We start from the raw sequence: 20,901 nt of genomic DNA on the forward strand, positions 1-20,901 counted from the left end.
TTTGCCCCTCACCCGGCTGGCGCGCGCCGGATTTGGGGACCCGACCGAAGGGAGGGCAACGGCTTTGCGGTCGCCTTTCTTTGCTTACTTTCTTTGGCGAAGCAAAGAAAGTGAGCGGCTGCCGGGCCGCTCCCGGCTAGCTTCCACGGAGTGGTAGCCGTGTTATCAAGCCACAGACCGTTCTTAGCATGTCAAGACATCTACTCCGTAGCCCGTTAAATAGGGTCGGAGTAATTTTCGCAAAAGGCCGCGAAAAAAAACTCCGACCCTATTTAACTACGTTGCCGTTGCTTTTGATATTCCCCGTGTGGAGGTCGCCAAATCAGACCGAACTTAGCATGCCATCGCACGTACCTCGTAGAACGTCAAATGGGGTCAGAGTAATTTTCGCGAAAAGCCGCGAAAAAAAACTCTGACCCCATTTGACTGCTGCGGGTGCAGCGCAATCGTTTTTCTTTACCTAGCGACGGCTTTTAGCTTGATGTTGCAGTTTTCTTTCAGGAATTTCATTGCGCGCGCGAATTTCAGATCGTCTTCATCGAGCAGGTATTGCTCCGCTTCCGGCAGGAACTCGTCTTCCCACAAGGACAAGAGATTGTCCTTGATCTCGAACGGCGCCGCATCACGGATGAAGGCCAGGACCGCGGCGCTATCGAAACCATGCTCGCGCACCCGCCGGATCATCGCCCGCGCCTCGGTCTCCGACACCGAAGTCTTCGCCTTCATACCCGCCGCAATACACATGAACACCGTCAAGCGCGAATAAGGATCTTCCTTGCCCTTGGTGACCTTGCTCCACTCCTTGGAAACCAGCGCATCAAAGCCGTCCACATCCTCCAGCCCACCTTCCAGCACGAAGTAACGCAACTCGATCCGGTTCAGCAAAGAATCAAGCGCCACCCCGGCATCCGCCAAAGCATCCTGCTTCTCGATTTCACGCCGCACCTTGCCGGCAATATCGCGATGCTCGGCAGGCACGTCGTCCAGTAATTGCCGCGGGAATTTCAACTTCCCGCCGGCAGTGCAATCGCCGCGCACCGCAGCGATCAGCTTGGCAAAGCCCACACGATCAGGAAATTCCTCGGCAGCCCCAAGCCGCACCAGCAAGGCAGTACGAATCACCGTCTCCGCCCCCGCGAACTCCAGAGCCGCGCGCTCCACCCCCATCTCGCCGGCAAACCACAAGGCCGCCGCCAGCACCGCCCCAGCCTCCTCGCGCGCCTTCAACTCCTTGCGATAAGCGCTCAAAGAAAAAGGCTTGGCCAGCGTCCGCTCATCCTGGAATTCCTTGAGCCCCTGGCCCTTGGTGTCGCCAAACACGGTGGAATCCGGCAGCGCATGCAAAGCCTTCAGCATCTCGTTGCCGCCGCGCGAATGCGACAGGAAAGTGTTGTCGCGCAAGGATTCCGCAGCCTTCTGCAAGTCACCGCTAAACGTCTGTTCCAGGTACAGGCTGATCAGATTGACGATGCGCTGCCGCGCATTTTCCAGGTCGGTATGCAGATGGCTGGTGCCAAAAAAGGCGGCCACCTGCACCGTGCCTTTGGCAGCGTCGTCTATCATGGCGCGGCATTTTTCCTGGACCAGGATGCCGCTCTTGAGACCGAAGCCAAGCGCCTTTTCAAAGAAAGGACGCTTGTCGATGAGGTCGATATTCCGTTGTTTTTCGGCCATGGGATGCATCAGTTCAGGAACAATGGAAACAGCAGCAAGCGACGCTCAGAGCGCCGACTCTTCGCCGGAATCGGCGACGGCTGCAGGCGCCGCGCCAGCGGCGGGACGCTTGCGTGGCTCTTGCGGCTCCTGCGATTCCTGCGCCTGCTGTTCCAGCAGCTCCTGCTCGGCCTCGCGCCGCAGGCGTTCCTTCATGCGCTTCTTCAGCACCGGCCAGATCTGCTCGAACATGTCGGCGTGCTCGTGCTTGAGCAGCCAGGTCAGTTCCTTCCAGTCGCGGTCGCTGATTTCCGCCTTGTCGACTTCATCGCCCTCTTCCATGCGGTTGACGTTGAACGTGTCGTAGGTGACAAAATGCACGACTTCTTCATCACGGTCCGACAGATAGTCGATCAGCGCTTCGCAGCCGCCGTCGACATCGCCGATGGCTTCGATGAACTCGCCGGTTTGGCTATCGTCGCGAAACAGCACCGCGTTGATCATGCCGCGCAGGCGCACATGGCTATGATCGCCGTACAAACGTTCCATGACCACCGCGCGCGCAAACTGCTCCGGCGTCACCACCAGATTGACCACCGATTCTTTCGAGGTGTCGTATTCGCGGATCACCGCCAGCAAGTCTTTCGGCGGCAGCGTCTCCAGCGCAGCGACCAGGGCGTAGTCGCCCTCGGTCTCGGCCAGGCTGACCAAGGCGAATTCGGCGCCGGCGATATCGCCGTTGCGGATCAGGTTTGCTGCTTTTACTACGAGCGCGTTTGTCATGAAATCACTGTAAATTTGACGAAAAAACAAATGTATAAATCAGCCCAGCCGTTCGAAGCCCTGCTCCGCCAGCCAGTCGGCGCCTTCGATCTCGAGGTCGCGGCCGTCTTCCTCACCGTCGTCCTCGACGCCCTCTACCGCATCGTCCGATTCGCCATGAGCCGACTGGCCGTAGACGCCCTGATAGCTGCCGTTGCTCTTCTCATACAGGTATTCGAGGCAGACGGTGGTGATCAGGAAACGCTCTCCGCCCGGCTCTTGCAAGGCGATGTCGGCCAGCTTTTGCGCCCAGGATTCGAACTGCACCGCGTCGGCGACGTCGGTCCAGGCAGGAAAGTCGTCCGGCTCGTCGCCCAGCAGCATGGTCAGCTGCCGCGGATTGGTAAAATCGACGCCGCCGTGAAAAGCCACCGCCACCATTTCCGGATCGGTTTCTATCATCGGCATCATCAGTGCAAACTGTGAGCGCTTGCTCTTCAGGCGCGAGGTCAGGATATCGTTGCCTTCGGAATCGCTTTGCAAGTCTTCCAGTTCAGCCTGATAAGCCTTGGTCAAGTCTTCAAAAAAAGCGGAAAGCATCATTGCATAACCTTGTTCATATAAGTGGTCCAGATTTGTCGGGCGCTCTCAAGCGGGTTTTCCAGCAGGCTGCGGCGCCGGTTTTCATCGTATTCCTGGCGTTTCACGGCATCCGACAACAGATCGTAGGCTTCCTGCACATCGCGGAAGCGGGCCGGCGCATCGGGCGCGGTATTCCTGTCGGGGTGAAACTCTGAGGCTTTCTTGCGGTAGGCGTTTTTCAGGGCGCCGCTGCTTGCATCACTGTCTATGCCGAGAACGGCGTAATAATCCTTCATGCGTCCTCACACGTTGGCGTCGCGGTCAGGCCGACCGTCGTCTTGTTACTGATGGAATACTTGCAGGGTAAGCATTTGTTGCCAAGAGAAAACAAACGCTTAGGGAGAGACTGCGGAGGATACACGAGCACAGGCCGGAAGTCGATGCCGGGCGTCGCTGGAAAACCACGGTTTTCAGCGCTCTCCATAGGCAAACTGCTGCGCCACGAAGCCATCAAACGCCGTGAGCAGCGGCAGATAACGTTCCTCATTATGCTCCAGTTGCATCAAGGCGTGGCAAGCAGCCTCCAGCGTCGACAATTGCCCCGGGCGGTGCGCCTTGCGGATCAGGTAGCGCGACGCCGGCATCGAAGCCGGCAGATTCTGCAACGCCAAGCGCGGCAGCTGCTGCAGCAGCGGATTGAGATAGAGCATTTTACGGCTCTTGCGCCAGGTGCCGTCCAGCACCACCAGCAGCAATTTTTCCGCCGCAGGCAAGCGCGCCGGATCCAGCGGCGGCGGCGCGGCCAATGGCAGGCTTCGCTCTTCCGGCATGTCCGGATAAAGCAGCAGAGTGCGGCCGCCGGGCGGCGGCTGCAGCAGCGTTTGCAAAGCCGGCTCTGCAAACGCCTCGCCGACCTCCAGCCGGGCGCCCGGCAAACTCAGCTGCAACAGGACGGCGCTGCCCTTGGCCTGGCCGACTTCCAGCGGGTGCTGCAGGATCAGCAGCTGCACTGCATGCGCGGTCGGCGTAATCCAGCCGCAGATGCAAGTGCGCTGCGGCCGCAGGCAGCGTGGACAGATAAGGCGTTTGACAGGATCCAGCTGGGTCATGGCGTAAGAGAATCGATGGCAGACTCAATTCTAACCACCGTTGGCTGCTGCGCGAGCACGCTGCGCCGGATTCAGCACATTAAATTGCTTGAAACCAGTTCCAGCAGAAAATCCGGCCGCAGATAGGCGCGGAAGCATGCGGTCAGCAGGCCCAGCAGCACGACGCCGCCCAGTAATATCAGCAGCCAGCGCTTCAGGCGCATCGAGGCTGGCTCAGACATGGACGGGCCGGACCTGGATCGCGCGGTCATCGATCGGCAGGCTGATGATGGCCGCCACCGCACTGAGGCCAATGGCGATAACCCACACTGCCTGGTAGCTGCCAGTCAGGTCGAACAGCAGGCCGCCTAGCCAGACCCCGAGAAAGCTGCCCAGCTGATGGCTCAAGAACACAAAGCCGTACAGGGTGGAAATATATTGATAACCGAAGATCTGCCCCACCACGCCATTCGACAGCGGCACCGTGCCCAGCCAGATCAGCCCCATCACAGCGGCGAACACGTAGGTAGTGAGCGGCGTCACCGGCAGCAGGACGAAAGCCGCCAGGGCGACGCCGCGGATGCCGTAGATTGCCGCCAGCAGGTACTTCTTGCTGAATTTCTCGCCGAAATAGCCGCACAGCCAGGTGCCCAGGATATTCGCCAGCGCCACGATCGCCAGCGCCGTCACGCCCACTGTCGGGCTCAGGCCCTGGTCCGCCAGGTAAGCCGGCAGATGGGTGGCGATGAACGCCAGCTGGAAGCCGCAGGCGAAGAAACCCAGGGTCAGCAGCAGGAAGCCTTTGTGGCGGAAAGCCTGGCTGAGCGCCTGCCCCATGCTTTGACCGGTGCTGGCAACCGGCTTGGCGGCGCCGGCCGGCGTGCCGAAGGCCAGCGCCGCCATCAGCAGGCACAGGCCGGCGCCGACCAGCAGCGCATGCGACCAGCCCAGATGGCCGATCAACGCCTGGTTGGAAGGCAGCATGGCAAACTGGCCGAGCGAGCCGAAGGCGCCGACGATGCCCAGCGCCATGCCGCGCTTTTCAGCGCTGACGATCTTGCCGAGCGCGCCGTAGACGATGCCGAAACCGGTGCAGCTCTGCGCCAGTCCGACCAGCAGTCCGGCGCTGACCACCAGCTGCAGGCCGCTGGCGGCTTGCGACATGCCGTACAGGCCGAGCGCATAGCAAATGCCGCCGGCAATGAAAGTGCGGCGCGCGCCGTAGCGGTCGGCCAGCATGCCGGTGAAAGGTTGGCTGACGCCCCACACCAGATTCTGCAAGGCAATGGCGAAGGAAAACGTGGCGCGCTCCCAGCCCAGGTCCATGCTCATTGGGCGCAGGAACAGGCCGAAGCTATGGCGCTGGCCGATGCACAGGAACAGGATCATGCCGAAGCAGGTCAACATCAGCCAGGGGGCGCGCGGCTTGGCAGTCATAGGGTTTCCACAGAAGGGTTGCGATGCGGCGCAAGCGCTGCCGTCCTGAAATCATTGTAGACGCGGCGCGGAAGCCGGATAAGACGGCGCCGGATCACATCTGAGGTGAGGAAAACTCAACAATAGCGATCACTATTGGCTGCGCCGCTTGAGGAAATCGATCAGCCGCTTGACCCTGGGCGGCGTCATCTTGCCGGGCAGGTGCAAGGCGTAGACGTGATCGCCGTAGCCGGCGTTGACCTGCCACTCGGGCAGCAAGCGCAGCAGGCGTCCGGCCTGCACGTCCTGCTTCGCATAATAGTCCGGCAGCACCGCCATGCCGAGCGAACGCAGCAGTGCATCGCGCACCACCTGCAGCTCGTTCGATACCAGCACCGGCGCACGCGTCGCCAGCAGCTTCTGCTTGCCGCGCGTGAGGACGATATCGTGCAGATGACTGGCTCTGGCGAAGCCGGCCACCGGTATCGCCGCCAAGTCGGGCTCGGCCAGCTCGCCGGCAAAACGCGCCGCCAGTTCCGGGCTGGCGCACAGCCACCAGGAAATCCCGAACAGCTTCTTGGCCACCACGTTCTCCGGCGGCTGCGAGGTGACGCGGATCGCCAGGTCGAACGGATCGCGGGTGATGTCGACCGCAAATTCATTCAGGCGCAAATCGACGCTGACCAGCGGATTGGCTTCCATGTAAGCCATGATCAGCGGCCGCAGCCAGACCGTGCCAAGGCCGGACGGCGCCGAGATGCGCAGCAGGCCAGCGCTATCCTGGTTGAGGCCGTTGGCCAGCAGGTTGGCCTCGCCCAGGGTATCGGCGATGCGACCGGCATACGCCGCCAGGCGGTAGCCGGCGTCGGTCAGGCTGACGCTGCGGGTGGTGCGGATCAGCAGCTGACAGCCGAGGCGCGCTTCGATCGCCTTGATGCGGTGGCTGAGCGCGGAACGCGAAAGTCCCAGCGCCTCGGCGGCCTTGGTCAAGCTGCCGCTGCTGGCCACGTGATGGAAAATGATCAGGGAATTGGCGTCGAGATTATTCATATTGGTGAATCGTGCTCAACAAAGAGATGATGGCAGCATACCTTATGCGTTCGCCTTTTGCTCTCTACAATCGAGTACACACACAGCAGCAATTTGAGGAAACATGCAGATCGAATCAGCCACCCGGATTGCCGCCAGCGATGACTATCCTCTGGCCGCGACCCTGTACTATTCCGACCGGCTGCAGCTGCCGCAAAGAGTCGCCATCATCAACTGCGCCACCGGCGTCAAGGCTAGCTACTATGCGCGCTACGCCCGTTTCCTGGCGGCCCACGGCTATCTCGCCATCACCTATGACTACCGCGGCATCGGCGCCTCGCGGCCGCGCTCGCTGCGGCGCCTGAAGGCCAGCAAGTCCGACTGGGGCAGCAAGGACTTCGAGGGCATCATGCAGTGGGTGATCAAGAATTTCCCCGATGCCGACATCGCCGTGATCGGCCACAGCATCGGCGGCGTGCTGCCCGGCTTCAGCGCCTCCAACGGCCGCATCGGCCGCATGCTGACGGTGGCGGCGCAGTTCGCCTACTGGCGCGATTATGCTGCCCATGCCCGCTATCGCATGCTGCTCAAGTGGCATCTGCTGATGCCGCTGGCGACCGCGCTGGCCGGCTATTTTCCAGGACGGCGGCTGGGCTGGCTGGAAGACTTGCCGGCCGGCGTAGCCTATGAATGGGCGTTCCGCCGCGCGCAGCTGGAACCCGGCGGCGCGGGCCGCTTGTTTGCGCAGCTGCGCTGCCCGCTGCTGGCCTACAGCATCAGCGACGACAACTTCGGCACCCCGGCTGCGGTGCTGCGGCTGCTGCGCCACTACCGCGGCAGCGAGCGCAGCCATGTGGTGGTCAGGCCGGAACAACTGGCGCTGGCGGCAATCGGCCATTTCGCCTTTTTCCATGAGCGCTTCAGCAATAGCCTGTGGTTGGAATCGCTGGCGTGGCTGGATGACGGCGCCATCGTGCGCCAAGTCGCCGATTTTCTGCCGGCGGAAACGGTTGCCGATAAGGTCTCTAAGGCTTCCGCTTTGCAGGTTTAACCCGCGCCGCCGGCTTCTGCGGCGGTTCTGCCGCCATCGGCACAATCACCGGCGCGACCGACCCCATGCTTTTCTGCAGATCGCAAGCTTCATCATGCAGCCAGCGGCGCAGGGCTTGCAGCGGCGTCCAGTCGCGCAGGGCGGGCGGATACACCAGGAAATAGGAAGCGTACTCGGCATCCGGCTCCAGCCGTTGTTCCGACAGCTGCACCAGCAAGCCGTCGCGCAGAGCGTCGGCCACCATGAACTCGCGTCCCAGCGCAATCCCCAGCCCTTGCTCGGCGGCTTGCAGCATCAGGCCGGCGTCGTTGAAGCTGGCCACCGGATTGCTGTGCAGCGTGAATCCGGCTTCGCTGAACCAGCGATCCCATAATTCATTGTCGCCCAGCAGCGGCTCGTGCGCCAGCGCGGCCACGCTGCCGCCTTGCAAGCGCCGTGCAGTAGCTGGCGAGGCCACCACCACCAGCGGGCTATCGATCAGGCGTTCATCGCTCAAGCCCGGCCAGCCGCCCTTGCCTTGTCTCAGTGCAGCGTGAAAGCCGTCGCGCTGCAAGTCTATCAACTGTTGCGAAGAATGCAGTTCCAGCGCGATATCGGGATGGCGCTCGCGCCAGCGCTGCATGCGCGGCAGCAGCCAGCGTTGCAGGAAAGAAGGCATCACGGTCAGGCGCAAGCGTTGCGACGCGCCGACCGCGGTAGCGGCAGCTGCCAGCACGCCGGTATCGAGCTGCGCCAAGGCCGATTCGACGCTGCACAGCAAAGTCCGGCCGGCTTCATTGAGCACGATGCGGCGGCCGCGGCGTTCGAACAGGGCAAAACCAAGCTGCTGTTCCAGCACGCCGATCTGCTGGCTGACAGCGCTATGGGTGAGATGCATTTCGAGCGCGGTAGCGCGCAGATTCTGCGAGCGGGCGGCGCTGCGGAACACCGGCAGGGTATGTAGTGGGAGTCGGCTCATGCTGGTAAGCATAGCTGACCAAGATGGTTAAAACAAGTCGTTTCCCAAGGGATACTTGGTTCGATATGCTTACCAATACCGAAACTGCTTTTTAGAAACAACTCAAGTCTTCCTCAAATTCACCTGTGAGCCCGCCATGAACTGCGCATCGACAACTTGCCAAACTGTTACAGCCTTGCCTGGTCCGTCCCTTGCCGTCTCGGCGCGCTCACAGCGTGTCGCGACCGGCGTCTTGCAAACCCTGCGGCTAGCTGCCGCCTGGTGGCGGCAACGGCTGGAAACGCCGGCCGCCGCACCGCTGATCAGGCTGCAGGACTTGAGCGATCATGTCTTGCGCGATATCGGTTACCTGGATGCGGCGCGGCCGTGCCAGGACGAGCGTCGGGCGCGTGAATATTAACGACCTGCGCCTAATCGATGAACCCGCGCGCACCCTGCATGCCGCCGGTATGCACCGCAAGCAGGCGTTCATCGTCGCGGAAGGCATGCGCTTGCTGCAAGCGGCGCAGCGCATGGAATAGCTTGCCGGTGTAGACCGGTTCAAGCGGCACATCCAGCGCTTGCGAAAAATCGCGGCAGAACTGCCGCAGTTCGGGCGGCGCCTTGCCATAACCGCCGTGATGGGCGTCGGTGAGCAGCTGATAGTTCTGGTAGTCCGGATAGCCGGCTTGCTGCAGCAGGCGCGCAATTTCCTGACGCAGATAAGCGGCATCTTTCAAGACGGCGACGCCGATCACCCGGCCGCGGCCGCGCAAACCCGCAAGGATCCCGGCCAGCGTGGCGCCGGTGCCGCAGGCCACCATCATCACTTCCGGCATGAACTGCAGCTGCTGTTCAATTTCATCCACCATCTCCGCCACGCCGCGCAGCGCCGCCGGGGCGCTGCCGCCTTCCGGCAGCCAGACATGACTGTCGCCGGCAGACTCAACATGGCGGCGCCAGGCTTCATCATCTGCGCGCAGTTGGCGATAATCCTCGCGCGAGACAAAGCGGATTTGCATGCCCAGGCGACGGCAATCGTCCAGCGTCGCGCTGCTCATCCCGGCGGCGCCGCGCACCAGTCCTATGCTCGGCCAGCCGCCGAGGGCAGCGGCGTGCGCCAGCGCATGCAGATGATTCGACCACGGACCGCCCATGGTGACCAGCACCGGACGCCGGCCCTGCAATGCCAGCAAAGGGTATTTGAGCTTGCGGAATTTGTTGCCGGAGACCTCGGCATGCAGCAGGTCATCGCGCTTGACCCAGATCCTGCGGCCGAGGAGAGTGCTGCTTTCGATCAGCTGGCAGGGTGAGGGTGAAGCCGGAATCAGCACAAAAAGCCAGTGCTCAGAGCGGCTCGATGGCGCGCGCGACGTCGGCGATCAGCTGATACGAATGCAGGCGCGCCTTGTGTTCGAAAACGTCCGAAACAATCATCAGCTCATCGGCGCCGGTAAGCAGCAAGAAGCGCTCGATGCCGGCGCGCACGGTCTCGGGCGAACCGATGATCGAATGCGCCAGCATGTGCGAAGCCTGGGCTTTTTCCAGCGGCGTCCAGTAAGTCTCGATATCGTCGATAGGCGGCTTGCTGAGGCCGCGCACGCCGCGGTGCATGTCGGTGAAGGACATCTGCTGGGTAGTCGCCAGGCGCCGCGCTTCGGCATCGCTGTCGGCCGCAATGATGTTGACGCCGACCATGGCATGCGGCCTGGCTTGCTGACGCGAGGGCTTGAACTGGGCGCGGTACATCTGCAGCGCCATCTCCAGCGAATCGGGCGCGAAATGCGAAGCGAAGGCATACGGCAGGCCGAGTTCCGCCGCCAGGCGGGCGCCAAAGGTGCTCGAACCCAGTATCCACAGCGGCACGTTGGTGCCGTGGCCCGGCACGGCGACGATGCGCTGGCCGGTCTCGGCCGGCGCCAGGAAAGCCTGCAGCTCCAGCACGTCTTGCGGAAACGATTCGGCGCTGGCCGGGTCGCGCCGCAGCGCGCGCGTGGTGGCCTGGTCGGAGCCGGGCGCGCGTCCCAGGCCGAGATCGATACGTCCGGGGAACAGCGAGGCCAGCGTGCCGAACTGCTCGGCAATCACCAGCGGCGAATGGTTCGGCAGCATGACGCCGCCGGCGCCGACCCGGATCGTGCTGGTGCCGGCGGCGACGTGGCCGATGGCGACCGCGGTGGCGGCGCTGGCGATGCCGCGCATGTTGTGATGCTCGGCCATCCAGAAACGGCGGTAGTTCCAGCCCTCGGCATGCAGCGCCAGATCGCGCGCATGATCCAGCGCGACGCGGGCATCGCTGCCTTCCCGGATGCGGACCAGGTCCAGAATTGAAATTGGTATCACGGCTACTTCCTTGTTCAGCTGTCAGTGCGGTTTTCGAGTATAGCCGCAGTGCTTTAAGCCTGCTGGCGGCGCGCCGTTTTGACCGCAGATCGTGCGCCGCGGCCGATTAAGCGGGCCGCAGCGGTCCACTTGGAGTAAACTTGCAAGCCTGATAGCGGCATTCCTGCCGCGGCCGGGGTTTCGCTTCAACCCCGCGATTCAATCTCACGATTCAACCTTGATAACTGACGCACCATGAAAATTCTCTATCTGGACTACAACGGCGTGCTGCATGACGCCAAGGTAATCCGCAACCGCAAGCGCGGCCTCTACATCGCCACCCCTGACCGCGCATTCTTTGAGTGGATGCCGATCCTGGAAGAATTGCTGGCGCCTTATCCGGAAATCAAGATCGTCCTCTCCACCAGCTGGATCAGGGCGCTGGGGTTCGACGATACCCGCCAAGAACTGACCGAAAGCCTGCGCGAACGCGTGATCGGCTCCACCTTCCATCACCCCAAGCTGACGCCGGCGGAATTCGACACCATGCCGCGCGGCATGCAGGTCTGGCGCGACGTCGAAAGGCGCAAGCCGACCAGCTGGCTGGCGCTGGACGACGATGCCTTCGGCTGGCCGGCGGCCTGCCGCGACCATCTGCTGGAAACCAAGGGCAGCCTGGGCCTGAGCGATCCGGCCACACAGGACGCCTTGAAGAAAATGCTGGCAGCGCTGTAATCCGGAAAAACAGACAGGTAGTCTAGGAGCCACAGATGCGTCGTAATCTGCACTTGTTGATCATCGACCCGCAAAACGACTTTTGCGATCTCCCGCCCAGCTACCTGCCGGACAAGCAGACACCGGCATTGCCGGTGCCCGGCGCCCACGCCGACATGCTGCGCGTGGCCAGCCTGATCGAAGGCGGCGGCGCCGGCCTCAGCGCCATCAGCATCACGCTCGACTCGCATCACCGACTCGATATCGCCCACCCCGGCTTCTGGACCACGGCCAGCGGCGGCGCGGTCACACCATTTACCCAGATCGCGGCAGCAGAGGTGCGCGCCGGCAGCTACCAGCCGCGCGTGGCAGCTGCATTGCCGCGGGTCCTGCATTACCTGGACCAGCTGGAAGCCGCAGGACGCTACCGGCTGATGATCTGGCCGGTGCATTGCGAAATCGGCTCATGGGGACACAACGTCCACGCCGATGTGCGGCGCGCCTACAACCGCTGGGAAGAACAGACCCTGCGCAGCGTCGCCAAGATCAGCAAGGGCAGCAACCCGTGGACCGAACACTATTCCGCCGTACAGGCCGAAGTGCCGGATCCGGACGACGCCCTGACGCAGTCGAACCGGCCCTTCCTCGACAGTCTGGCCAGCGCCGACCGTATCTATATCGCCGGCGAAGCCGGCAGCCATTGCGTGAAAGCGACCACCGAGCACATCGCCGAACATTTCGGGCCGCGGCACGTGGCAAAGCTGGTGCTGGTGACCGATTGCATGAGTCCGGTAAGCGGCTTTGAACAGCCATACCGGGAGTTTGTGGCCGCCATGACAGCGCGCGGAGCACTCACCGCGCAAGCCGCCGATGTGCTGGCGGAGCTTCAGGAAAACGCAGGCGACTGACCCGGCTGCCAGGACGCAGATCGGCAATCAGCGATGACCATGGCGACCTGCGCCGGTCGTCGACACAAACCGGCAGGCGAAAAAAAACCCCATGAATTGCTTCAAGGGGCTGGCACTCAGTCAAGCTGAATGACGATTGTTACATTATTTCTTCTTCTTGTTCACAGCATCTTTGAATGCTTTACCAGCTGTGAATTTCACAGTCTTGGCTGCAGCGATCTTGATTGCTTCGCCGGTACGTGGGTTGCGGCCGACACGAGCGGCGCGCTTACCGGAAGAGAACGAACCAAATCCAATCAATTGAACAGTACTGCCTTTAGTAACAGCCTTGATCACATTGTCCACGACGGACTCCAGTGCACGCTGTGCAGCGGCCTTCGAGATTTCGCAGTCGGTAGCAATGGCGTCGATCAATTCGGTTTTGTTCATTTCGTTAAATCCTCAAAAAAAGTGGTGAGTTGCAAATTCTAGCACCGTATTTGCTTGGAATCGGCGATGTAGACTACCGCAATCGCGGGTTTCAGACAAATTGCTTTTAAAATTCCGCGTGCAGCGGTATATATCTGTAGCACAAAAATCCGTCTTTGCGACAAAAAAAGAGAGCTCTCATGCTGAAAATTCTGGGAAAAGCATCGTCCATCAATGTCCGCAAAGTGCTCTGGACCTGCGATGAACTGGGCTTGCCGTTTGAAAGGGAGGATTGGGGCAGCGGCTTTCGCGCCACCGACAGTCCAGATTACCTGGCCTTGAATCCGAACGCCATGGTGCCGGTGATCCGCGACGGCGATTTCGTTTTATGGGAATCGAATGCCATCATCCGCTACCTGGCCGCGGCCTATGGCGACGGCCGGCTGCTGCCGGCGGCGCCGCGCGAACGTGCCCGGGTGGAACAATGGATGGACTGGCAGGCGACCGAACTGAACAATTCCTGGCGCTACGCATTCGTGGCGCTGGTGCGCAAAAATCCCGACTACAACGATGGCGCGGCGCTGGCGGCTTCGCTGGCCAGCTGGTCGCGCCATATCGGCATCCTGGAACAGCAGCTGGCGGCTACCGGCGCCTACGTGCTGGGCGACAGCTTCACGCTGGCCGATGTGCCGCTCGGCCTGTCGGTCAACCGCTGGCTGATGACACCCATGCAGCATGCCGAATATCCGGCCGTGAGCGCCTACTTTGAACGGCTCAGCCTGCGTCCCGGCTTTTTGCGGCACGGCCGTAACGGCCTGCCTTAAGGCGGATCTACAAGGCGTTGATGTCGACGCTTTCCAGCACCAGCCTGGGGCCGCCCTGGCGCGCCAGCCTGATCATGGCGCGGCCGATCTGCTCGGTGCTGGTGATATGGCTGGGAAAGAGCCGCTTCAGCAGCGGCAGCAGCGGTCCGGCGAACAGGTAGAGCAGGCGGTAGGAACGGGTCTTGGAGACCACCCCGTGCAGCGGCTGGATCACGCCCGGACGGAACATGAAGGCGGCCTTGACCGGCAAACGCAGCAAGGCGTTTTCGGTGCGTCCCTTGACGCGGGCCCACATGCTGCTGCCGTGCTCGCTGGAATCGGTGCCGGCGCCGGAGACATAGGTCAGCGTCACGTTCGGGCTGGCTGCCGCCACGGTGGCGGCGATGGCCAGCGTGAGATCGTAGGTCAGCTCGCTGTAGCGCGCCTCAGTCATGCCGGCCGACGATACGCCGAGGCAAAGGAAGCAGGCGTCGATATCCTGCAAGGCGCCGGCATGCTCGGCCAGGCGGCTGAGATCGGGCAGCACGATCTGGCGCAGCTTGTCGCTGGCAATCGCCAGCGGCGCGCGGCCGACCACCAGGATTTCTGCGATGCCGTCGTCCAGCAGGCACTCGCGCAGCACGCCTTGTCCGACCATGCCGCTGGCGCCAAACAGTATTACTTTCATTGCCTGTCCCGTTCTCGATAGCCGTATGTGCGGCAAATAGTTACACTGAAGAGTGTACTTTCTATTTTTTAAAAAGTAAACTGATTGGTGTACAATTCAACATCCGCCATCCCGAGATACAACATGAGCACAGTTCCGCGTCTTACCGACCGCAAGCGCGAGGCCATCGTCCAGGCGGCTATCGCCGAATTCCGCAGCAACGGCTTCGAAACCACCAGCATGGACAAGATCGCCGCCCGCGCCGAGGTCTCCAAGCGCACGGTCTACAACCATTTCCCTGGCAAAGAGGAATTGTTCGCGGAAATCCTGACCCGGCTCTGGCAGACCAGCGAGGAGCAAAGCGCGCTCAGCTATCGCCCCGCCAAACCCCTGCGCGGACAGCTGCGCGAACTGCTGCAATCGAAGATGCACATGCTCAGCGACAACAATTTTCTCGACCTGGCGCGGGTCGCCATTGCCGCCGCCATCCATTCGCCGGAGCGGACCCAGGACATGGTGGCCAGGATGGGCCAGCGGGAAGAAGGCGTCAACACCTGGATCGTCGCGGCGCAGGCCGACGGCCGTCTGAAGGCCGTGGATCCGGCTTTCGCCGCGCATCAGCTGCAGAGCCTGCTGAAAACCTTTGCGTTCTGGCCGCAGATAACCTTGGGCGAGCCACCGCTGACTGCCAAGATGCAGCAACAGGTGGTGGATTCGGCGGTGGACATGTTCCTGGCCTATTACCAGCTGCCTGCCGAACGCTGAAATCCTGCTTCAGCCGACGCGTCCGACCGGCTGCGGCATGCCGCCCGGCTCGGTTTTGCAGCCGGCAAAATCCGCTGCCGGCAACGCCACCGGACCATACCACTGGTAGACCCCGGCGAAGCCGCCGGTGCGCAGGATCCAGACCCGCTTCTGCGCGGTATTGATCAGGGCGGTATGAGAAAAACCATCGCTGACCTGACCGTTCTGGTTAGGCAGCGCCAGCGTCAGCAAGGCTTGCGGCCGGCTTTGCTGTTCTGCCGGCAGGCTGACACGCGGCAGGGTTTGGGTGAAACCGGAGAAGGAAATGCCGTACTGGCCGATCAGCGCATCGGCGACCGCGCAGCTGGCCCGGGCGGGCAGCGCAATGATGGTGAAGGCGACGCTGAAGATGATGGCCCGGATCATGCCTGCTTCCTTTGACGGGAATTGCGATCCGGCTATTATGCCAGCCATCCGGCGGCGGATAGTTACTGCAAGATACTGCGGCCCGGCGCGCTGCCAGGCCGCGGCAAACGCGTCAGAAATGACGCTTGATGACTTCGCCGAAGGCGTCCGCGGCTGAGCTGCCCTTGAGCATCAGCTCGGTGATTTCCGCCGAATGTTCGCCTATGCCGTCCGGCATGATCTGGCGGTTGCTCCTGAAATATTCATACCTTGCGGCGTCGATCAGGTCCTTGGCTTTCATCGCCACCGAACCGGCGCGCGGGCTGCTGCTGCGGGTGGTTCCGCCGGAACTGCGGGAACTGCTGCTGGTGGAGCGGAAACCGCCGGCGGCGATGGCGGCCTTGATCTGTTCCAGCGAAAAGACCGGGGTACTGTTGACGCCGACGAATTCATCTTCTTTCGGATGCAGCAGATGGTTATTGCCGTCGAAGGCCATTTTCTTGTCGGAACTGTTGGTCAACTGATAATACGGGCGCGGCCCTGGACTGCTCAGTCCGAACTGTACGCGGTCGCCGTACACTTCCATCTTGCCCATGACATCTTTCAGATAGTCAGTTGTCAGGGAATCCATCTTGCCGCTCCAGCGCTTGGTTCTTGTCGTGTTCAAAATGCGTTGCTTCCAATATTGATGGCCGCCGCCGCTGCCCGCCTCCCGAGGGAATACGCGCAGTATGCGGCGACAGCCGTTTGTGAATCAAGTTCAAGACGCATTATCCCCCGACATGAATTCCCCGGAACCAATTACCGCAAAATATAATGTTGCTCGCGGATCATTCCTTGATGCAACCCATGCCCGCCAGCGTGCTGTGCATCGCCTGGTCCCAGCCGGTATGGGGCTCGCTGCCGAGCACCTTGAGCAGGCGGCGATTGTTCATGCGCAAAGGCTGACGCCACAGATAGGCCATTTCGCGCATTTCGCGCATCACCGGCACGAAGAGCGCCAGCGCCGGCAGCAGCCACCAGGGGAAACTCTTCACTTTCAGGTCCGCCCGGCCGGCGGCACGGCCGATGGCGCCTACCATCCGCGTGCCGTCGGCATCCCAGTGGCCCTGCATGTGGAAGGTATCGAAGGCGGCCAAGGCTTCTTCACGCTCGACCAGCTGCATCATGGTTTCCGCGACGTCGGGCAGATAAGCCCATTGATGGCCGATGCCGCGCTTGCCCGGATAGGTCACCGCGGTCACCGGCTGGCCCGGCTTCAGCATGCCTTGCGAAAGCCAGGCATTGGCCATGTGCGGTCCGAAAAAATCGCCGGCGCGCACCACCAGCGAGCGCACCCCGTCTTGCGCTGCGCGGCGCAGCCGCTGTTCCATCTGGACCCGGATCGCACCCTTGCGGGTGACCGGATTCTGCGGCGAGTTCTCGCTCAGATCGGGAAAGGCGTCGGCGCCGTAGTTGTAGACAGTGCCGGGCAAAATGATGCGCGCGCCGGACTGGCGCGCGGCGGCAATGCTGTTGTCTATCATTGGCAGCACCAACTGGCCCCAGTTGCGGTAGCCGGGCGGATTGACAGCATGGACGATGATGGCGGCGCCCTCGGCGGCGGCGATGACGTCGGCCTGCTGCATGGCGTCGCCCTGGCGCCAGTCGATGCCGTTGCTGTCGGCGGCAGCCATCTGGGCGGCGCGCCGATGCAGCGCGCGTACCTGCCAGCCGCGCTGCAGCAGCTTTTGCGCCATGGCGTTGCCGATGCCGCCGGTGGCGCCGAGGACCAGCGCGATTTTGCGCGATGTTGCTGATGTTGCTGAAGTGGTCTGTTGCATGATGATCTCCTTGGATTAAGAAAGCAGGAGTCCAGAGTAACAGCGGCGCGATTAGTTTAAAATTGGCTATCTAAACATATCGGCTATACATATTTGTATGATTAACCAAGAACCCGGATGGGATCTGTACCGCGCTTTCCTGGCCGTGCTGGAAGAAGGCTCGCTGTCCGGCGGCGCCCGCAGCCTGGGCCTGACCCAGCCCACCGTCGGCCGCCAGATCGAAGCGCTGGAGCAGGCGCTCGGGGTCAAGCTGTTCATCCGTTCGCAAACCGGGCTGGCGCCGACCGACACCGCCCTCAGCCTGCGGCCCTTCGCCGACAACCTGCGCGTCACCGCCAATGCGCTGCGGCGCGCCTCGACCGCCGCCAGCCAGCGCGGCACGGTGCGCATCACGGCGTCGGACGTGGTCGGCGCCGAAGTCTTGCCGCCTATCCTGACCGCTCTGCGCGAAGCGCGTCCCGACATCAGCATTGAACTGGTGCTGTCGAACCGCACCCAGGACCTGCTGCAACGCGACGCCGACATCGCCGTGCGCATGGTGCAGCCGAGCCAGGGCGCGCTGGTAGCGCGCAAGGTCGGTGCGATTCCGCTCGCCCTGTTTGCGCACCGCCGCTACCTGGAACTGGCCGGCATGCCGGCCAGCGTCGGTGAACTCAAGCAGCATGCGCTGATCGGCTTCGACCAGGAAACCAGCTACATCCGCGCCATGCAAAAGCGCGGCCTGCAGCTCTCGCGCGACATGTTCTCGCTATGCACCGACAACCAGCTGGCGCAGCTGGCGGCGATCCGCGCCGGCTACGGCATCGGCATGTGCCAGACCCCGCTGGTGCGCCACAACCCGGATTTGCAGCCGGTGCTGGCCGGCGTCGTCAGCAGCGAGCTGGAAACCTGGATCGTCATGCACGAAGACCTGCGCTCCAGCGAACGCTGCCGCATCGCCTTCGATGCCCTGGTGGCCGGCGTTTCCAGCTATATTGCACAAGCCACCTGAACCCAAGCCGATCATCATGTCCCTGCATATCACTCCTTTGCTGCCCGCCGCGCTACCCCTGCTGCAAGACCTGTGGAACCGGCAGCTGGCGCCGCACATGGTGCACACGCTGGCCCACGATTTGCAGAGCCCTGGCCGTGCGCACGGCCAGAACGTGGCCATGATCTGGCGCGCAGAGCAAGTGGCAGGGTGCGTGGCCTGGGTCACGCTCGGCATCGCTGAAGACGGCTGTGCCTATGGCTCGCCCCTGATTGCGGCTGATGTCGAGGTCGCCACGGCCTTGATCGGCATCGTCAGCGAAGAGGTCCGCGCGGCTGGCGCGCAAAGGCTGCGCATCAGCGTGCGGGCCGGCGAAAACGCCAAGCGCGAAGGCTTGCAGCGAGCCGGCTTCGGCGCCTTGTTCGAGTTTGTGAATTTTTCCCACGCATTGCCGCTGGCCGCCGCGCCTGGCTTGCCGGCAGGCTTGCATGCGGTCGCCAGCGACGCCATCGACTGGGACAAGCTGCACGCCTGTTATGCGGAGACGTTTGCCGGCGTGCCGAATTCACCGATTCCCGCCGTCGCCGCCTTACGCGAAGAATGGCTGGCGGCAAACCCGCAAGCCAGCCTGGTGCTGGCGGATGCAAGCGGCGAGTATCAAGCCTTTGCCTTGGTCGACGGCTGCAGCGTCGAAGGCGTCGGCGTGCGCCATGGCTGGCGTGGCAGAGGGCTGGCCGAACAGCTGTATCAGCTGGCGGCTGCGCAGCTGGCTGCGCAGGGCAAAACCGAAATCCAGGCGCTGGTCGCCGCCGGCAATGCGGCTTCGATGCGGCTGCATCAGAAGCTCGGCTTCAGCGAATATGCACCGCGCTGGACCGTCTACGAACTGCGCTTGTGAACCTTATTGGTACGCTGGCTTGAGGAAATTGTGCGTTCCAGCACGGATTTTGACAATGAAGCGTGCTCTAGCGGTAAGCGTATCCCAGGCCCAGCGACAGATCGCGCGCGCGTTGTACCACCAGGTCGATGAAACCTTGCAGGTTGTCGGCGCTGATGCGGCTGGCCGGGCCGGCGATGCTGAGCGAGGCGATCACCGCGCCGTCAGCGTCCATGATGGGAGCGGCGATCGCCACCGCGCCGCTGGAGCGTTCGGCGAAGGACACCGCATAGCCTTGCGCCAGCACCTGCTGCAATTCTTGTTCCAGGGCCTGGCGCTCGACGATGGTGTTGTCGGTAAAACGGGTCAGCGCACCGGCCAGCACCGCTTCCTGTACCGCCTGCGGCGCATGCGCCAGCAGCACCTTGCCGGAGGCGCCGGCATACAGCGGCCGGCGATTGCCGACATCGGTATGGACCCGCACCGCCTGGGTCGATTCCCAGCGCGCCACGCACACCATCTCGAGGCCGTCGCGCACCCGCACCTGGACGTTTTCATTGCAGATGCCGCCGATATCACGCAGATGGCTGCGCGCCACCCGCACCAGGCTGACCTGTTCCTGGGCGGCGACGCCCAGATACAGCGCCTTGTAGCCCAGATGGTAAGTCGGGGTATCGCCTTCGCGGTGCAATAGCCCGCGCTGTTCCAGCGTATACAGCAGGCGGAAGGTGCGCGCCTTGGTGTTGCCGGAGCGGACCGACAGCTCGGTCACCCCCAGTCCCGGGCTTTGCGCCACCAGCAACAGCAGCGCCAATGCTTCATCTACTGCGGCAACGGTATAGTCGGCCATGCTTCCTGCTTCTGATCAGATTAATTTGTCGCTAATATACCTCGACATGCCCTTTGCCAGTTGGGAGAGGTGTTCCTGCAATTTCAAGAAGCCGGCGCTGCGCTCCAGGCTTTGCTCGTTCATGTACAGCGCGCGGTTGATTTCTATCTGCATGCTGTTGCGGCCATGCTGCGGATCGCTATAGGCGCGCACCAGTTCGGCGCCGCGATAGGGATCGTTGATCTTGACTATATAGCCCAATGCCCGCAGCTGCTGCGCCACCCATTGCGTAAAGGCCGGATCGGCGGCGCTGCCGTCGCGGTCGCCCAGCACGAAATCCGGACGGCGCGCGCCGTTGTCGATATTCATGGCGTTGCCAACCGATTTCATGGAATGGCAATCGATATGCCATACCTGGCCGAAACGCGCGTGGGCGTGGTCGATCAGCTGCTTTAACTGGGCGTGGTAGGGATCGTAATAGCGTTCGATGCGCTGCTGCACTTCGGCCACGCTCAGCTTGCGCTGGTACATCGGCACGCCGGGCAGGGCGTAGCGGCGGATCAGGCCCATCCCGGCCTTGCTTTTTTCCGAGACCTGGATAGTCTGCGGCCAAGGCTGGTCAAGCAGTTCCGGATCGATGTCGCCGCGGGCGCGATTGAAATCGATATAGCTGCGATGCACGCCAGCCGCCAGCAATGTGGCGCCGGATTGCGGCGCGCCGCTCCACAGCTCGTCGACATAGGCGTCCCAGCCCGACATCAGGGCTTCTTGCGGCGCGCTGGCGCGCATGTCGGGCGGACAGAAACGGCTACTGTGCGGCGAATCGAAGATCAGCGGAATCTGCTTGCCGTGCTCCGGCCGGATGAGGAAATACGTGTCTTGCATGATGGTGCCTTACTCTATGAAACCGCGG

General features: G+C 62.4%; 26 protein-coding genes. 8 read left to right on the top strand and 18 right to left on the bottom strand.

What is annotated here, in order from left to right; all coding sequences use genetic code 11:
* Positions 1-456: 456 nt before the first annotated feature.
* The 8 genes from VNZ65_RS14685 to VNZ65_RS14720 form a co-directional block, all read right to left on the bottom strand.
* Positions 457-1,674, bottom strand: coding sequence for a hypothetical protein (locus tag VNZ65_RS14685; protein WP_325670235.1), 1,218 nt, complete (start codon positions 1,672-1,674; stop codon positions 457-459).
* A 45-nt stretch (positions 1,675-1,719) separates the two neighbouring features.
* Positions 1,720-2,436, bottom strand: a complete 717-nt coding sequence (locus tag VNZ65_RS14690; protein ID WP_325670237.1) for a hypothetical protein — start codon at positions 2,434-2,436, stop codon at positions 1,720-1,722.
* Between the two features lie 39 nt (positions 2,437-2,475).
* Positions 2,476-3,018 carry a hypothetical protein gene (locus VNZ65_RS14695; RefSeq protein WP_325670239.1) on the bottom strand — a complete coding sequence of 181 codons (543 nt, stop codon included), beginning with the start codon at positions 3,016-3,018 and terminating at the stop codon, positions 2,476-2,478.
* Positions 3,015-3,293 (bottom strand): DnaJ domain-containing protein, encoded by a 279-nt coding sequence (locus tag VNZ65_RS14700; protein ID WP_061935502.1) that lies wholly within the window; start codon positions 3,291-3,293, stop codon positions 3,015-3,017. Before VNZ65_RS14700 ends, VNZ65_RS14695 begins: the two co-directional genes overlap by 4 nt.
* Positions 3,294-3,467: 174 nt before the next feature.
* Positions 3,468-4,106, bottom strand: a complete 639-nt coding sequence (locus tag VNZ65_RS14705; protein ID WP_325670242.1) for a tRNA-uridine aminocarboxypropyltransferase — start codon at positions 4,104-4,106, stop codon at positions 3,468-3,470.
* Positions 4,107-4,177: 71 nt separating this feature from the next.
* Positions 4,178-4,327: a hypothetical protein gene (locus VNZ65_RS14710; protein WP_325670243.1), complete on the bottom strand. Its 150-nt coding sequence runs from the start codon at positions 4,325-4,327 to the stop codon at positions 4,178-4,180.
* On the bottom strand, positions 4,320-5,522 hold the full coding sequence (locus VNZ65_RS14715; RefSeq protein ID WP_325670245.1) for an MFS transporter: 1,203 nt from the start codon (positions 5,520-5,522) through the stop codon (positions 4,320-4,322). The genes VNZ65_RS14710 and VNZ65_RS14715 overlap by 8 nt, the downstream gene beginning before the upstream one ends.
* Before the next feature lie 132 nt (positions 5,523-5,654).
* Complete coding sequence (locus VNZ65_RS14720; protein WP_325670247.1) at positions 5,655-6,551, bottom strand: LysR family transcriptional regulator; 897 nt, start codon at positions 6,549-6,551, stop codon at positions 5,655-5,657.
* 103 nt (positions 6,552-6,654) lie between these two features.
* Between VNZ65_RS14720 and VNZ65_RS14725 the strand changes: the two genes are divergently transcribed.
* Positions 6,655-7,581 carry an alpha/beta fold hydrolase gene (locus VNZ65_RS14725; protein ID WP_325670249.1) on the top strand — a complete coding sequence of 309 codons (927 nt, stop codon included), beginning with the start codon at positions 6,655-6,657 and terminating at the stop codon, positions 7,579-7,581.
* On the opposite strand, the gene VNZ65_RS14730 is transcribed toward VNZ65_RS14725, so the two are convergent.
* Positions 7,556-8,551 (bottom strand): LysR substrate-binding domain-containing protein, encoded by a 996-nt coding sequence (locus VNZ65_RS14730; protein ID WP_325670251.1) that lies wholly within the window; start codon positions 8,549-8,551, stop codon positions 7,556-7,558. The two genes, VNZ65_RS14725 and VNZ65_RS14730, sit on opposite strands and share 26 nt — an antisense overlap.
* 163 nt (positions 8,552-8,714) lie before the next feature.
* On the opposite strand from VNZ65_RS14730, the gene VNZ65_RS14735 reads away from it, so the two are divergent.
* Entirely contained in the window at positions 8,715-8,939 is a 225-nt protein-coding gene (locus VNZ65_RS14735) for a hypothetical protein (RefSeq protein ID WP_325670253.1), read from the top strand.
* Between the two features lie 10 nt (positions 8,940-8,949).
* Here VNZ65_RS14735 and VNZ65_RS14740 read toward each other — a convergent pair whose 3' ends face one another.
* Positions 8,950-9,852: a 1-aminocyclopropane-1-carboxylate deaminase/D-cysteine desulfhydrase gene (locus tag VNZ65_RS14740; protein ID WP_325670255.1), complete on the bottom strand. Its 903-nt coding sequence runs from the start codon at positions 9,850-9,852 to the stop codon at positions 8,950-8,952.
* Positions 9,853-9,865: 13 nt separating this feature from the next.
* Entirely contained in the window at positions 9,866-10,861 is a 996-nt protein-coding gene (locus VNZ65_RS14745) for an LLM class flavin-dependent oxidoreductase (protein WP_325670257.1), read from the bottom strand.
* Positions 10,862-11,095: 234 nt separating this feature from the next.
* On the opposite strand from VNZ65_RS14745, the gene VNZ65_RS14750 reads away from it, so the two are divergent.
* The gene (locus VNZ65_RS14750; protein ID WP_211473179.1) at positions 11,096-11,575 is read left to right on the top strand and encodes an HAD domain-containing protein; all 480 of its coding nucleotides are present in this window, start codon (positions 11,096-11,098) and stop codon (positions 11,573-11,575) included.
* Between the two features lie 35 nt (positions 11,576-11,610).
* Complete coding sequence (locus VNZ65_RS14755) at positions 11,611-12,462, top strand: cysteine hydrolase (protein WP_325670261.1); 852 nt, start codon at positions 11,611-11,613, stop codon at positions 12,460-12,462.
* Positions 12,463-12,606: 144 nt separating this feature from the next.
* Here the strand turns inward: VNZ65_RS14755 and VNZ65_RS14760 are convergent, their stop codons facing one another.
* Positions 12,607-12,891: an HU family DNA-binding protein gene (locus tag VNZ65_RS14760; RefSeq protein ID WP_061935477.1), complete on the bottom strand. Its 285-nt coding sequence runs from the start codon at positions 12,889-12,891 to the stop codon at positions 12,607-12,609.
* 179 nt (positions 12,892-13,070) lie between these two features.
* Between VNZ65_RS14760 and VNZ65_RS14765 the strand changes: the two genes are divergently transcribed.
* Positions 13,071-13,694: a glutathione S-transferase family protein gene (locus tag VNZ65_RS14765; protein WP_325670264.1), complete on the top strand. Its 624-nt coding sequence runs from the start codon at positions 13,071-13,073 to the stop codon at positions 13,692-13,694.
* Between the two features lie 7 nt (positions 13,695-13,701).
* Here VNZ65_RS14765 and VNZ65_RS14770 read toward each other — a convergent pair whose 3' ends face one another.
* Positions 13,702-14,361 (bottom strand): epimerase, encoded by a 660-nt coding sequence (locus VNZ65_RS14770; protein WP_325670266.1) that lies wholly within the window; start codon positions 14,359-14,361, stop codon positions 13,702-13,704.
* 123 nt (positions 14,362-14,484) lie between these two features.
* On the opposite strand from VNZ65_RS14770, the gene VNZ65_RS14775 reads away from it, so the two are divergent.
* Positions 14,485-15,105: a TetR/AcrR family transcriptional regulator gene (locus tag VNZ65_RS14775; RefSeq protein ID WP_325670268.1), complete on the top strand. Its 621-nt coding sequence runs from the start codon at positions 14,485-14,487 to the stop codon at positions 15,103-15,105.
* Positions 15,106-15,114: 9 nt separating this feature from the next.
* On the opposite strand, the gene VNZ65_RS14780 is transcribed toward VNZ65_RS14775, so the two are convergent.
* The 3 genes from VNZ65_RS14780 to VNZ65_RS14790 all read right to left on the bottom strand — a co-directional run bounded on the left by VNZ65_RS14780 (position 15,115) and on the right by VNZ65_RS14790 (position 17,312).
* Positions 15,115-15,510 carry a hypothetical protein gene (locus tag VNZ65_RS14780; protein WP_325670270.1) on the bottom strand — a complete coding sequence of 132 codons (396 nt, stop codon included), beginning with the start codon at positions 15,508-15,510 and terminating at the stop codon, positions 15,115-15,117.
* Positions 15,511-15,622: 112 nt separating this feature from the next.
* Entirely contained in the window at positions 15,623-16,156 is a 534-nt protein-coding gene (locus VNZ65_RS14785) for a hypothetical protein (RefSeq protein WP_325670272.1), read from the bottom strand.
* Positions 16,157-16,319: 163 nt separating this feature from the next.
* Entirely contained in the window at positions 16,320-17,312 is a 993-nt protein-coding gene (locus VNZ65_RS14790) for an SDR family NAD(P)-dependent oxidoreductase (RefSeq protein WP_325670274.1), read from the bottom strand.
* Between the two features lie 97 nt (positions 17,313-17,409).
* Here VNZ65_RS14790 and VNZ65_RS14795 point away from each other — a divergent pair, with 97 nt between their 5' ends.
* Positions 17,410-18,303, top strand: a complete 894-nt coding sequence (locus VNZ65_RS14795) for a LysR family transcriptional regulator (RefSeq protein ID WP_325670276.1) — start codon at positions 17,410-17,412, stop codon at positions 18,301-18,303.
* 16 nt (positions 18,304-18,319) lie between these two features.
* Positions 18,320-19,180: a GNAT family N-acetyltransferase gene (locus VNZ65_RS14800; protein ID WP_325670278.1), complete on the top strand. Its 861-nt coding sequence runs from the start codon at positions 18,320-18,322 to the stop codon at positions 19,178-19,180.
* Positions 19,181-19,247: 67 nt separating this feature from the next.
* Here VNZ65_RS14800 and VNZ65_RS14805 read toward each other — a convergent pair whose 3' ends face one another.
* Positions 19,248-20,009, bottom strand: coding sequence for an IclR family transcriptional regulator (locus tag VNZ65_RS14805; RefSeq protein ID WP_325670280.1), 762 nt, complete (start codon positions 20,007-20,009; stop codon positions 19,248-19,250).
* Between the two features lie 15 nt (positions 20,010-20,024).
* On the bottom strand, positions 20,025-20,873 hold the full coding sequence (locus tag VNZ65_RS14810; protein WP_325670282.1) for an N-formylglutamate amidohydrolase: 849 nt from the start codon (positions 20,871-20,873) through the stop codon (positions 20,025-20,027).
* Positions 20,874-20,901: the final 28 nt, after the last annotated feature.

The organism is Collimonas sp. (assembly GCF_035566555.1).
GTDB lineage: Bacteria > Pseudomonadota > Gammaproteobacteria > Burkholderiales > Burkholderiaceae_D > Collimonas.